The organism is Terrabacter sp. 2TAF16 (genome assembly GCF_052115065.1).
Taxonomy (GTDB): Bacteria; Actinomycetota; Actinomycetes; order Actinomycetales; family Dermatophilaceae; genus Terrabacter.
The window spans coordinates 196,434-209,465 of sequence record NZ_JBFRFZ010000004.1; the positions used below are offsets into that span (position 1 = coordinate 196,434).

Below are 13,032 nucleotides of genomic sequence, written 5' to 3' on the forward strand. Positions count from 1 at the left end.
CGCGTCAGCCGACCGTGCGCTCGGCTCCCACCTGCTGCGCGCGCATGGTCTCGAGGTGGCGACGCAGGTCGTCAAGGCGTAGAACCCCGGTGCGCGACGTGTCGGCCTCGCCGAGGTAGACCCGCTGCAGCGCCACGACGACGGCCTCGGCCACGTGGTCGAGGGTCTGCGCGCTGGCCAGGGCCGAGGCGTCGCCCTCGTGGCTGAGGTAGCCGAAGTCGAGGCGGACCGCGGGCATCCGCGTGCGTCGCAACAGCGGCCACGTGCGGGCGTGAGCGCGGCAGTCGGTCAGGCCGGTGCGGGCCACGACCTCGCGCAGGAGCAGGTCGGCGAAGCTCTCGCCGATGACCGACCAGTCCGCGTGCGCAGCGTTGTCGGGGTGGCCGTAGAAGTAGGTGGCCGCTCCGTGGGCCGAGCCCGTGACGGAGTGGTCGGTGTGCAGCGAGAGCACGAGGTCGGCCTCGCAGGAGTTGGCGAAGGCCGCCCGCTCCTCGTCGGTGCCGCCGTCGGTGGCCTCGGTGTGGGTGAAGACGACGCTGACGCCGTGGGCGGAGAGCCGGCCCTCGATGCGTCGGGCGAGGTCGAGCGCGAGCCGACCCTCGGCCAGGCCACGCAGGCCCTGGGCGCCGACGTCGCCGCCGCCGTGTCCGGGGTCGAGCACGATGGTGCGCCCGCTGAGGCTGTACCCGCTGCGCCGGATCTGCTCGCGCTCGCGCAGGGCGTTGGCCGACCCGCCGCTGACCGAGCGGCGCAGCCCGGCGAAGGCCCGCATCGTCTCGGGTCCGACGGTGCCGTCGGGGACGAGCCCGACCGCGGCCTGGAAGGCGCGCAGCGCGGCGTCGGTGCTCGGTCCGTGGAGGCCGTCGACCTTGCCGGGCGTGAAGCCGAGCTCGACGAGCCGGGACTGGAGGGCCACGACGTCGTCACCCTCGACGAAGTGCTCGGGGACGTAGCGCAGCACCCGGTCACCGAGCGCCCAGCGGGCGCCGTCGAGGACGGCATACGTGGAGCGGCCGACGATGCCGTCGACGATGAGGCCACGACGCTGCTGGAAGGACTTGACGGCCTGCTCGACGCGTTCGTCGTAGACCGCGTCGCCGAAGCGGTCGCTGTGGCCCGAGCCGCCGGGGAGGTCGCCCGAGAGCACGAGGCGTTCGCACACGGCGGCCACGGCCGGGCCGGAGTCACCGCGCCGGAGCACGACTGACTGCTGTGGGGTCATCTCGGCTCCTTTCCTTGAGGGGCTCCGGAGGGGGTCGCGGGTGGCTGTGCGTCAGTCCGGAGCGGTCGGGCGCCGTCAGCAGCGTAGTACGCGAAAGGGGTGGCACCGTGACGGTGGACCACCCCTTCGACGTTTGCCGGTCAGGCGATGAACTCCTCGAGCTCACGCAGGAGCTTCGGCTTCGGGTGCGCGCCGACGATCGTCTTGACGACCTCGCCCTTGACGTAGACGTTGAGCGTCGGGATCGAGACGACGCCGTAGCGGGCGGCGGTGTCGACGTTGGCGTCGGTGTCGAGCTTGACGACCTCGATCTTGTCGCCGTACTGCTCGTTGATCTCCTCGAGGATCGGGGCGACCTTGCGGCACGGGCCGCACCACGTCGCCCAGAAGTCGACGAGCACGGGCTTGTCGCTCATGAGGACGTCGTCGGCGAAGGTGGCGTCGGTCGTGTTCTTCAGTGCCATGGAGATTCCTTCTCGTGGTTGGCGCGGGGGCGGCGGGGCTGGGTCGTGCGTTCGGGCGTCGGGATCGACGTTAGGCGTCGGCGCCGACGGTGACGCGCGGGTCGGGGATCTCGCCCGAGTCCGTCTCGTCGATAACGGCGGCCTCGGCAGCGGCCTCGGCGGGTGACGTGGTGTCCTCGAGCGCGGCGAGGTAGTGCTCGGCGTCGAGGGCGGCGGCGCAGCCGGACCCGGCCGCGGTGATGGCCTGGCGGTAGGTGTGGTCGACGAGGTCCCCGCAGGCGAAGACGCCGGGCACGTTGGTGCGGGTCGACCGGCCGTCGACGACGACGTATCCGGCGTCGTCGAGAGACACCCTGACGCCGTCGCCGGTCGCGAGGAGCTCGTTGCGCGGATCGTGACCGATGGCGACGAAGAGCCCGGTGATGGGCAGCTCGCGGGTCTCACCGGTGACCGTGTCGCGCAGCGTGATGCCGGAGAGCTTGCCCTCGCCGTGGATCTCGGCGACCTCGGAGTTCCAGGCGAAGCGGATCTTGTCGTTGGCGAAGGCGCGGTCAGCCATGATCTTGCTGGCGCGCAGCTCCTCGCGGCGGTGGATGATCGTCACGGTGCGGGCGAACTTCGTCAGGAAGGTCGCCTCCTCGATGGCGGAGTCGCCGCCACCGACGACGGCGATGTCCTGGTCGCGGAAGAAGAACCCGTCGCAGGTCGCGCACCACGAGACGCCGTGGCCCGAGAGCTCCTTCTCGCGGGGCAGGCCGAGCTCGCGGTAGGCCGAGCCCATGGCGAGGATGACCGAGCGGGCGCGGTGGACGGTGCCCTCGCCGTCGGTGACGGTCTTGACCTCGCCGGTCAGGTCGACGGCAGTGACGTCGTCGGTGACGAGCTCGGCGCCGAAGCGCTCGGCCTGGGCGCGCATGCCGTCCATGAGGTCGGGCCCCATGATGCCGTCCTTGAAGCCGGGGAAGTTCTCGACCTCGGTCGTGTTCATCAACGCGCCACCGGCGGTCACAGCGCCCTCGAAGACGAGGGGCGCGAGGTTCGCGCGCGCGGCGTAGACGGCGGCGGTGTATCCCGCCGGGCCTGAGCCGATGATGATGACGTTGCGGACGTCGGACATGTGGGCTGCTCCTCGTGAAACTCGTGTCGTCGCCGCTCGTCCCCGCCCGGTGACCGATTGGAACCGGTACGGCGGGAGGCCGCGAGCCGCATAGGCCTCAACCGATCCTAGGCGGTTGTTGTTCCCGTGCCCGTCAGCCTGCGCGGGTGCGCCCGCGTGGCGGGACGGCGCGTGGTGCGAGTGCGCTCGTGGGGCTCAGGGGACGGGCGTGGCACCCGCGAGCAGGCCCGGCGCCCCGGTCGTGCAGCTGCGCTCGACGGCCCAGGCGGTGCTGGCGCCGGCCCGCGTGACGACGACGACGACCGCTGGACGTCCGGCGAACGTGGCGAGGTCTGCGGACACGGCATCGGGCGCCGGGTCGGCTGCACCGACCGCGCCGATCTCCTCGAGGCACGCCTCGAGCCCGATCGGCGTCGCGATCGGCCCGATACCCGGAGACTCGGCCGCCAGGTCGCGGATCGGCTGACCGGGGTGGTCGAGCAGCGCCCGGGCCTGCGCGGCGAGCGTCCCGGCGGTGTATGCCGTCGTGCTGAGCTGGATGTGCAGTCCACCGGAGGTCGCCGGCGGGCTGGGCGGTGGCGTCGTGGCCCCCGTGGCGTACGTGTCGCCGACCACGGCCGCGCCGTTGGGCCGCTTGGTCACGTGCAGGGCCGAGGCGCCCACGGCGACGACGGCGGCAGCCGCGGCGACCGCGGCCACGAGGTAGATCGGCTTGGGACGGCCGGCGCGGCTCGGCATCGCGAGCACGGTGCCGTGGTCCGCGACGTTCGTCCCCGTGGCGTCCGAGCCGGAACGGGAGGCGGACAGCGGTCCGGGGTCGACCCGCAGCCGGGACGCGTCGAGCAGGGCGCCCGAGATGCGCTCGGACACGGCGTCAGGCATCGGTCCCGGGTCGGCCGCGCCGGCGAGCAGGGTGCGCACGTGCTGCTCGACGTCCGGGTCGAGGCGGGTCAGGGGGGCGTCGTCCGCGACCTCGTGAGCGAGCCCGTCGAGTCCGTCGAACCCGTAGAGCCCGTCGAGATGGGCGGGAGGCGCCGGCTCGGTCGTCGCACGTCCGTCGGGGTCGCGGACGCGAGGGTCGTGCTCAGGGGTGTGCGCGGACTCGTCCACGGATGTGGTCCTTCGGGCAGAGCGTGCGGTGGTCGTACGGGCAGGGCAGGGGTATGCCGGTCGCCGTGGTTTCGACGGCCCCCTGTGGCCGTCGGGTTCCACCGGATTCAACCATTCTTCGGCCGGTGCCCGAGCGGTGACCCGGCGAGCCCAGGGGCCGACCGGTCACCGGTCGTCCCGTACCCCATGAGGGCCGGACGTGGACCGCCCTCAGTCCTGCTCGACGGGACGGACGCCCGGCGTGAGCCCGAGGTGCTGGGCCAGGGCCGCGCGTCCGCGGGCGCAGCGCGACTTGATGGTCCCCTCGGCCACGCCGAGGATGACGGCGGCCTCGGCCACGGGAACGGCGTGCATGTCGACGAGCACGAGCGCCGCCCGCTGCCCCTCGGGGAGCCTGGCGAGGGCCTCCTGGACGTCGAGGCGGACCTCCGTCGAGGCGTGGTGGTCGTGCCGGTCGGCGAGCTCGTACTCGGGCAGCTCGGCGGTCGGCTTGCGCCGACGGAGCCGGTCGAGGCAGGCGTTGACGATGATGCGGTGCAGCCACGTCGTGACGGCAGCCTCGCCGCGGTAGGACTCGGCACGGCGGAAGGCCGCGATGAAGCCGTCCTGGACGCAGTCGGCCGCGAGCTCGGGATCACGCACGGTACGCAGCGCCACGGCCCACATCCGGTCCTTGTGCCGGCGGAAGAGCTCGGCGAAGGCATGGTCGTCGCCGTCGACGTGCAGTGCCAGCAACTCCCGGTCGCTCAGATCAGCGATCGGGGCGGCAACCCCCGGGCTCACGGTCAGCGCACCGTCACTTCGCTGATCTGCGCGCGGTAGTGGTTCGCGGCCTCGGCGGGCGCCGCCTTGGTGACGATGACGAGGATCTTGCTCGCCGGCTGGAGCTGGCCGCTGGTCTTGATGACGACGGTGCCGTTGGCCTTCTTCATCGAGCCGATCTTCTGCGCGCCGTCGAGCGACTTCGTCGAGCCGGAGTCGGTGGCGTAGACGGTGACGTTCTGCTCGGCGGGCAGGACGAGCTCCACCTCCTTGACGACGGTGGGCGCGCTGAGGTCGAGCAGGACCCCGACGCCGTCCTTGTTCCCGTTGAAGGAGGCAGTGCCGTACCAGCGGGAGCGCCACTGGGTGCTCGGGTCGCCGTCGAAGGTCAGCTTGACGTTCTGGTCGGCCTCGGTGCCGTCCTCGGGGTCGAAGCCCGTGCCGCCGACGACGCTGACCGCGGCGGCAGGCGGCGCCTGGGTCGTGCTCGGCGGCGCCTGGGTCGTCGTGCCCTGCGTCTGCGTGGCGGCGGGGGTGCGCGTCTTGGTCACCGTGACGGCGGGAGCCGGGCCGTCGTGCTGGCCGATCTTCATGACGTTGTTGATGCCGATGAAGAGCGCGATGAGCACGAGCACCCCGACGATCGCGAGCGCGATGCGGGACTGGGCACCGCTGGGGGCCTCAGGGGCCTCGCGGCCGAAGACGGGCAGGGGCGGCTCGAGGCGGGTCGCGGGGGCCTCGTCGAGCGCGTCGACGAGGCCGATGTCCTCGCCGTCGAAGTCGTCGTCGTGCGCTGAACGGCGCTCGGCGGCCCGGGAGGCGGCCTTGTCGGCGGCGGCGCGGGCGAACGAGCCGACCTTGTCGCCGATGGCTCCGGCCACGCCGGCTGCTGCCGCCCCGGCCGCGGCGACGCCGCCCTGGAGCCGCTCGGTGGTGGCGCCGCGGGCGGGCGTCGTGCCTGACTGTGCGTCGGGGACGCTGTCGAAGAAGATCGTGCTGGACGGGCCGGAGTCGCCGGCAGCGCCCGCCATCGATCCCCCGGCCACCCCGGCCACACCGGCTGCGCCTGCAGCGCCGACCGCGGCGGCGCCGGCGCGCACCGACGGCATGACGCGCGTCGGCTCGAGGGACTCGCGGTCGTCACGACTGCGCAGGCCGATGCCGGTGGCGCCGTCGGACGACGCCTGCTCACTGGGCCACGGCGCGATCTGCAGGGCGAGGTCGCCGGGCGAGACCGGTCCACGCCGGCCGCTGCCCAGGGTCATCCGGCAGATGAGGTCGAGGTCGTTGGGCACGCCCACGGCGATCTCCGAGGGGGCGGCCACGCCGCCGACGATCGTCGGGGCGGCCTCGAGCCCGACCGGCCCGCCGGCGGGGATCAGCCCGTCGTCGACGGACACCATCGGCCAGCGACCGGTGAGGCCGGCATACGCGATCTTGACGAGGCCGACCGCGTCGGCGCGGGACGCCCGCTCGTCGGAGAGCCGGTCGGCGTCGGTGAGGGCGGCCTCGGTGGCGAGGCCGCGCACCTTGACGGCGCCGTCGGACATGCGCAGGAGCGAGCTCGGCGTCAGGGCCAGGTGGTGCAGGCCGCGATGGGTCGCCTTGTCGAGGGCGGTGGCGGCCTCGCCCGTCAGGCGGCGCACCTCGTCGGGTGACAGGCCACCGCTCTGCAGCAGGTGCGAGAGGGGCGCGGCGCCGGTCAGCGGCTCCTCGACGATGAAGCCGACGCCCTGGTCGGTGCCCACGTCGAGGACCCGCACGAGACGGGAGTCCTCGATGCCGGCGGCGCGGCGGGCCGCATCGAGGGCGGCGGCGGCGACCGACGAACCGGCCGGGAAGCAGACGAGAACGACCTCGCGCTCGAGGGTGTGGTCGTTGGCACGCCAGCGTTCGTGGTGGGTGCCCTCGGAGGTGCGCAGCGTGACCGCATAGCGGCCGCCCAGGACGGATCCGGGTCCGACTCCCTGCACGTGCGTCACCCTCCCTCGTCATGTCGTGCGCGGATGCGTGGCTCGCCACCCATCCTAGGCCGACTCAGTCGTGATCCCGGTCGTCCGCATCGCCGAGCGCCTCGTGTGCCGCGGTGACGGCCTCGATGTCGGCGATCTCGTCGACACGCGAGGTGCCCTTGACCACGGCGCGGATGACGCCGGCCAGCAGGACGAGCCCGACGAGGATGCCGCCGACCCAGTAGATGGCGGCGTCGAGCGGGTTGGCCGACACGGGGATCGTGGCGGGCGAGCCGATCTGGGTGCCGTCGGCGGTCGTGAGGAAGGCACGGATCTCGGCGCGCCCCGCGGCCACCGCGGCGACCTCGACGGGGACGTTGGTGCGCGAGGACGGCCCGATCGTCACGGGGTCGGGCTGCTCGACGATCCGGATCCGGGGGTTGTCGGGCACGAGCCGCAGGCGGATGTTTTCGACGGTGTAGTCGAGACCGTTCTCGACCGTGATGCGCAACGTGCCGTTCTCGGCGAGCAGGTTGATCGTGCTCGTGCGCGGCACGACCCGGATGGCGCTCGTCGCGGCCTTGATGTCGGCGTCCACCGAGTTGGCCAGGGTGACCCACCCGGCAGGGTTCCAGCGCCACCGGGCGCTTGCGAGCCCGTCGAGCACCTCGCGGTAGGTGCGCTCGAACTCCTCGCCGTCGCGCAGCACCGACGAGACGCTGAGGAGCGTGTCGCGCTGGTCGGCCATCCGGGCGAGCCGGCGCGCGTTGAGCACGGGCTTCGGGGCGGCGGAGGCCACGGCGGTGGTCGGCCTCGTCTGCGGCACGGCCTTGTCGTTGCCGCTGTCGGTGAGCAGCGACGCGGCGTCGACGGTCTCGAGCCAGGGCGCGCTCGACGTGGCCGCGAGGAAGGTCGCGAGGTCGGCGGCGTCGGGGTCGTAGGTGCGCGGCGCGGTGACGAGCACGGAGCGCGGCGTGCCGGCGCGCTCGCCGAGCAGCACGAGCGTCTCGGCGAGGTAGCGCTGCACCGACAGGACGGGGCTGGGGTCGGTGCGCTTCGGGAGCAGTGCGGACAGACGCGTGTTGTACGCGAGCAGCCGCGTCCCGCTCGCCGTGACCCGCCGCGCGGTCGGGGTGTATGCCGTCTCCTTCGTCACAGCCGCGGCGTTGACGACGATGCCGGCGGGCTTCCTGACCGTCGTGCCGGACAGCAGCGTCTTGATGCCCTGCTCGCGCCCGGCGGGGAGGAGGCCGTCGACGGGCCAGACGATGTCGGCCCGGGCCGGCTGCCCGAGGCGGCCCGCGAGGGTGGACGCCCGGCTGACGAGGTCGCGCACGAGGGAGTTCACCGGGTCGACGCCGACCGTGGCGGCGACGTCGGCGTCGGCGTACGGCAGGGCCCAGACGCTCCGCCCGCTCAGCTGCGTGACGACGTCGTCGCCGAGGCGCGCGATGGCCAGCGTGGCCTCGGACGGGGTGCCGGCCGGCGGCGGGGTCGACGTCGTCGGCGGGGTCGACGGGGTCTGGGTGGTGCCATCGGGGGCGGGGGCGCTCGTCCCGGCTGCCGGGGCCGGGGTGCCCGTGGTGCCCGTGGCTCCCGAGGCGGACGGGGCGGGAGTGCCCGAGGTGCCGGAGGGCGCTGGAGCGGTGGTGCCGGTGCCGCCGGGAGTCGACGTACCGCTCGGCGTCGGACCGGTCGTCCCGGAGCCGGCGCCCAGATCGGGACCGAGCACCGACGGGTCGACGGCGAGGTCGACCGGCGTGCCACGCGTGCCCTCGAGGATGCGGGCCACCCGCGAGTCGGGGCCGATCGCCTGCTCCCAGGCCGCCAGGCGGGCCGCGTCGTCGCGCGCGGCGAGCGCGACGGTGGGGGGGAGGGTCACGGGCAGGACCGTCGCGACCTTGAGCGGGACGTACTCCTTGCGGCCGTTCCAGGCGATGAAGGTGCGCGTCATGCCGGTGGGCTCGCTCGCGCCCTCCTGGACGACCTCGACGGAGATCGGCAGCGCCGCGAACGCATCGTCGGACCGCAGCCTCTCCCACGGGACCGTCGCGGTGAAGGGCTGCGTCTGACCGGCGGCGACCGTGGCCAGCGACGTCGTGTCGACGGTGCGGCCGGACGTCTCGGTGCGGCCCGTGGCCCAGTCGTCGAGGGCGCTGCGCTGGTTGACCGCCACGTCGCCGCGCACGACCCGGACCTCCGGGCCCGAGAGCGGTCCGGTGAGCGGGGCGGTGACCGTGCCCGTGATCGTGACGTCCTTGCCGGGTCCGACGACGGCGGGTGTCAGCGTGTCGAGCACGACGACGGCGACGTCCTTGGCGGGCACCACGGCGGCTCGGTGGGTGGGGGACGAACCGGGGCGGGTGGCATACGTGCTCGGCCCGGCCGGGGACGGGACGGCGCTCGCAGCCGGGCCGACGGACAGGCCGAGCGCCGCGAGCGTCGCTGCCGTGGCGGTCAGCCGGCGCACGAGGTGGCTCCCGCGGCGCCCCCTCGTGTCGGGACGCCGCGACCCTCGAAGGATCACGCCGTCCCCGCCAGCCGGTTCCACGCCGCCTGCGCGATGCGGCGCTCGTTGGGGAAGGTGAGCCTGCGGTGCACCTCGTCGAGGCGCATCCAGGCGACGTCGATGGCCTCGTGGTCGGGGTCGTTCTCGATGGAGAGCTCGCCGCCCGTGGCCTCGAGGAGGTAGTGGTGCACGAACTTGTGGACGCGCTTGTTGGACGTCGCGAACCAGTAGTCGATGGTGCCGAGCTCGACGAGCACGCGGCCCACGATGCCGGTCTCCTCGGCCACCTCGCGCGCGGCCGTCTCGACGAGCGTCTCGCCCGGCTCGACGTGGCCCTTGGGCAGACACCACTCGACGCGGCCGGCCCGGTTGCGGCGAGCGATGATCGCGATGAGGGCCAGGCCCTCCTGCACGTCCACGACGATGCCGCCCGCAGAACGCTCCTCGACGGCGGGCAGACGCCTCCCCGGCACGGGGCTGGGGACGGGCTGCGCGCTCACATCGCCACCATAACGGGCAAGGCCCGGAGCGCTCTCGTCGTCGGGGAGACCCCGCCCGCGAGGGGTGCCGACCGGCGTGTCCGGGGCGGGGTCGGTCGGGTCCCCGTCGGGTCCCCGTCGACTCCCGGGCGCGTATGCGTGGGCCACCCCTCGCGTACGCGCGCGGTCAGGAGCAGCGCGAACGCTCACTAGGCTGGTCGGGTGCCTGACCGTTCCGACACGCCCCTCGCCGACAGCCACGAGCCGGTCGACGCCGGACTCCCGCTCCTACGGGCCGCCGTCGCCCGGCTCGCACCCGTCCTGCCCATGCTGACCGAGCTGGGGGAGCGGTTCGCCGCCGCGGGGCACGAGCTGGCCCTCGTCGGCGGGCCGGTACGCGACGCCTTCCTCGGGCGTGTCTCACCCGACCTCGACCTCACCTCCGACGCCCGTCCCGACGACATCCTGGCGCTCGTCATCGGATGGGCCGACGCGCACTGGGACATCGGTCGCGAGTTCGGCACGATCGGCCTGCGCAAGGGTGCGCACGTCATCGAGATCACGACCTACCGCGCCGACACCTACGACCGCACGTCACGCAAGCCCGAGGTGATGTTCGGCGACCACCTCGAGGGCGACCTCGTCCGGCGCGACTTCACCGTCAACGCCATGGCGATCCGGCTGCCGAGCCTCGAGTTCGTCGACGTCCACGGCGGGCTCTCCGACCTCGTGCGGCAGCGCCTCATGACACCGGCCGCGCCCGAGGAGTCCTTCGCCGACGACCCGCTGCGGATGATGCGGGCGGCGCGCTTCGCCTCGCAGCTCGGCTTCGACGTCGCGCCCGAGGTGCGGGCCGCGATGGTCGAGCGGGCCGGGACGCTCTCGATCATCTCGGCCGAACGGGTCCGCGACGAGTTCACCAAGCTGCTCCTGTCGCCCCAGCCCCGGCTCGGTCTGACCCTCCTCGTCGACACCGGCCTCGCCCAGGTCTTCCTGCCCGAGCTGCCCGCGCTGCGCCTAGAGCTCGACGAGCACCACCGGCACAAGGACGTCTACGACCACTCGCTCATCGTCCTCGAGCAGGCGATCGACCTCGAGGGCCCCGCCGACGGTCCGCCGGAGTCGGTGCCGGGCCCCGACCTCGTGCTGCGTCTTGCCGCCCTGCTCCACGACATCGGCAAGCCGGCCACCCGGCGCTTCGAGGACGGCGGCGGCGTCTCCTTCCACCACCACGAGCTCGTCGGCGCCAAGCTCGCGAGCAAGCGGATGAAGGCGATGCGCTTCGACAAGGACACGACCAAGCAGGTCGCACGCCTCGTCGAGCTGCACCTGCGCTTCCACGGCTACGGCGACGGGCAGTGGACCGACTCGGCCGTGCGGCGCTACGTCAACGACGCCGGACCACTGCTCACGCGCCTGCACCGCCTGACGCGGTCGGACTGCACGACGCGCAACGCCCGCAAGGCGCAGCGGCTGTCGCGGGCCTACGACGACCTCGAGAAGCGCATCGAGCGCCTGGCGGCCGAGGAGGAGCTGGCGAGCGTCCGTCCCGAGCTCGACGGCAACGAGATCGCCGAGGCCCTGGCCATCCGTCCCGGTCCGGTGCTGGGAGAGGCCTACGACTTCCTCCTGTCGGTCCGCCTCGACGACGGGCCCATCGGCAAGGACGCGGCCCGCGAGAAGCTGCTCGCCTGGTGGGCCGCCCGCGAGTCGGTGGGCTGACGGTTCGAGGCCCTCGGGCTCCGCCCTGTGTCCGCGCCTGAGCGGGCTGCGGCGCGTGGGCTGCGCCTGAGCGGCCGCCCATCGTGCGGTGGGGAGTTCTCCCCATCGCGGCGCCGGGTGGTGCGGTCGTACGCTCGACGGGACCTCGTTCCCGCGCCGCCATCGCCGCCGTGACGGTGCGTCACCCGATCTGACACGGCATGCCGTGAATGATTGACTGACCGCGCCGTCCCCGACCCCCGCGGGAACGACCGAAAGGAACGAGCCCATGAGCACCCTCGCCTACCCGAGCGCCGACTTCCCGGGCCAGCCGTCGGTGGCCCTCGAGGTGCCGGAGGGCTGGGAGCCCGCGCACGCGCCGGGAACGACGATGGCGGCGCGACTCCCGCGCGAGGGGTCCTTCGCACCCAACGTCGTCGTCACGATCGAGCAGTGCGGGTCGTCCTTCCGCATCGAGGACTCCCTCGAGCAGATCGCCTCCCTGGCCACCTCGCGGGGCGGAGCCGTCTCCGAGCCGTATGCCGCCGACCTCGGGGGCGCGCAGTTCGTCGGCTGCGACGCGACGTGGCCGGACGCAGACGTCGAGACCGTCCTGCAGGCCAACCTCTTCCACCTCGTGACCTCCGGGGCGTCCGCCGCGGCCGATGCCCCGGCACACCTCGTCCAGCTGACCGGCGCCGTGGGTGGCGCCGACGCCGTGGCCGACTACGAGCTCATCCGCCAGGTGCTGACGACGGCGCGCGTCACCCCGTGGGGCTCCGCTGACGGCTCGGACGCCGGCGCTGCCACCGCTGCCACCGACCTGGACGTGGACGCATGAGCACGACGCTGCCGGCCATCTCGGCGGGCCTGGCCACCGATGTCGGTCGGGTCCGGGCGCACAACGAGGACTCCGCGTGCACGCGGGGCACCGTCTACGTCGTCGCCGACGGCATGGGTGGCCATGCTGCGGGCGAGGTCGCGAGCCGGATCGCCGCCGAGACCGTCGCCGAGCTCGCCGACCGGCCCGTCGTGCAGGTGCGCGACGTCGTCGCCCAGGTCGGCGAGGCCAACCGCCGCATCCTCGCGTCGGCCGCGCGACACCCCGAGCAGACCGGGATGGGCACGACCGTCGCCGGCCTCGCCCTCGTGTCCGTCGGGGGGTCGCGTCACTGGGCGGTCTTCAACATCGGCGACTCCCGCGTCTACCGCTGCCTCGACGGCCGGCTCTCGCAGGTGACCGTCGACCACTCGGAGGTCTGGGAACTCGTCGAGCGGGGCCTCATCACCCCGGAGCAGGCGCACCGCCACCCCGGGCGCAACGTCGTCACGCGCTCGCTCGGGCGCGACCCGATGGGTGTCGTCGACACGTGGGTCTTCCCGCCCTACCCCGGCGAGGCGTTCGTCATCTGCTCCGACGGTCTGTCCAACGAGCTCACCCGGGAGGAGATCGAGGCCGTCCTCGCCGATCACCCCGACGCCGACGAGGCCGCCGAGGAGCTCGTGCGACGTGGTGTCGCAGCCGGTGGCCGCGACAACGTCACTGCTATCGTCGTCGCCGTACAGGGCGAGGACTCCGACTCGGACGTCGACGAGGACACGACCCCGCGCGAGAACGTGAACGGCTCATCAGGGGAGAGCAGGTCGTAGACGTGAGTGGCCCGTCCGTGGTTGTCGACCGGGCCCCCGAAGGGTGGACGCACATCGGGGGCCCCG

Annotated in this window: 11 protein-coding genes; 3 read left to right on the forward strand and 8 right to left on the reverse strand. The window is 73.4% G+C overall.

The window, feature by feature from the left end:
* Window positions 1-4: 4 nt before the first annotated feature.
* The 8 genes from AB4Z14_RS06455 to AB4Z14_RS06490 all read right to left on the reverse strand — a co-directional run bounded on the left by AB4Z14_RS06455 (window position 5) and on the right by AB4Z14_RS06490 (window position 9,636).
* Entirely contained in the window at window positions 5-1,222 is a 1,218-nt protein-coding gene (locus AB4Z14_RS06455; RefSeq protein WP_056780418.1) for an N-acetylmuramoyl-L-alanine amidase, read from the reverse strand.
* 140 nt (window positions 1,223-1,362) lie between these two features.
* Entirely contained in the window at window positions 1,363-1,686 is a 324-nt protein-coding gene (gene trxA / locus AB4Z14_RS06460; RefSeq protein ID WP_020141635.1) for a thioredoxin, read from the reverse strand.
* Between the two features lie 70 nt (window positions 1,687-1,756).
* Window positions 1,757-2,803, reverse strand: coding sequence for a thioredoxin-disulfide reductase (gene trxB / locus AB4Z14_RS06465; protein ID WP_442274491.1), 1,047 nt, complete (start codon window positions 2,801-2,803; stop codon window positions 1,757-1,759).
* 195 nt (window positions 2,804-2,998) lie between these two features.
* A complete protein-coding gene (locus tag AB4Z14_RS06470) occupies window positions 2,999-3,913 on the reverse strand; it encodes a hypothetical protein (protein ID WP_442274492.1) in 915 nt (304 codons plus the stop codon).
* 210 nt (window positions 3,914-4,123) lie between these two features.
* Window positions 4,124-4,696, reverse strand: coding sequence for an RNA polymerase sigma factor SigM (gene sigM / locus AB4Z14_RS06475; protein WP_442274493.1), 573 nt, complete (start codon window positions 4,694-4,696; stop codon window positions 4,124-4,126).
* Window positions 4,697-4,698: 2 nt separating this feature from the next.
* A complete protein-coding gene (locus tag AB4Z14_RS06480) occupies window positions 4,699-6,657 on the reverse strand; it encodes a hypothetical protein (protein ID WP_056823334.1) in 1,959 nt (652 codons plus the stop codon).
* 55 nt (window positions 6,658-6,712) lie between these two features.
* The gene (locus tag AB4Z14_RS06485; protein WP_442274494.1) at window positions 6,713-9,097 is read right to left on the reverse strand and encodes a DUF6049 family protein; all 2,385 of its coding nucleotides are present in this window, start codon (window positions 9,095-9,097) and stop codon (window positions 6,713-6,715) included.
* 53 nt (window positions 9,098-9,150) lie between these two features.
* Window positions 9,151-9,636 carry an NUDIX hydrolase gene (locus tag AB4Z14_RS06490; RefSeq protein ID WP_020141640.1) on the reverse strand — a complete coding sequence of 162 codons (486 nt, stop codon included), beginning with the start codon at window positions 9,634-9,636 and terminating at the stop codon, window positions 9,151-9,153.
* 201 nt (window positions 9,637-9,837) lie between these two features.
* Between AB4Z14_RS06490 and AB4Z14_RS06495 the strand changes: the two genes are divergently transcribed.
* From AB4Z14_RS06495 to AB4Z14_RS06505, 3 genes are all read left to right on the forward strand, one after another.
* On the forward strand, window positions 9,838-11,337 hold the full coding sequence (locus AB4Z14_RS06495; protein WP_442274495.1) for a CCA tRNA nucleotidyltransferase: 1,500 nt from the start codon (window positions 9,838-9,840) through the stop codon (window positions 11,335-11,337).
* Between the two features lie 268 nt (window positions 11,338-11,605).
* Window positions 11,606-12,157, forward strand: coding sequence for a hypothetical protein (locus AB4Z14_RS06500; RefSeq protein ID WP_442274496.1), 552 nt, complete (start codon window positions 11,606-11,608; stop codon window positions 12,155-12,157).
* The gene (locus AB4Z14_RS06505; RefSeq protein ID WP_442274497.1) at window positions 12,154-12,966 is read left to right on the forward strand and encodes a PP2C family protein-serine/threonine phosphatase; all 813 of its coding nucleotides are present in this window, start codon (window positions 12,154-12,156) and stop codon (window positions 12,964-12,966) included. The genes AB4Z14_RS06500 and AB4Z14_RS06505 overlap by 4 nt, the downstream gene beginning before the upstream one ends.
* The last annotated feature ends 66 nt before the right edge of the window (window positions 12,967-13,032 follow it).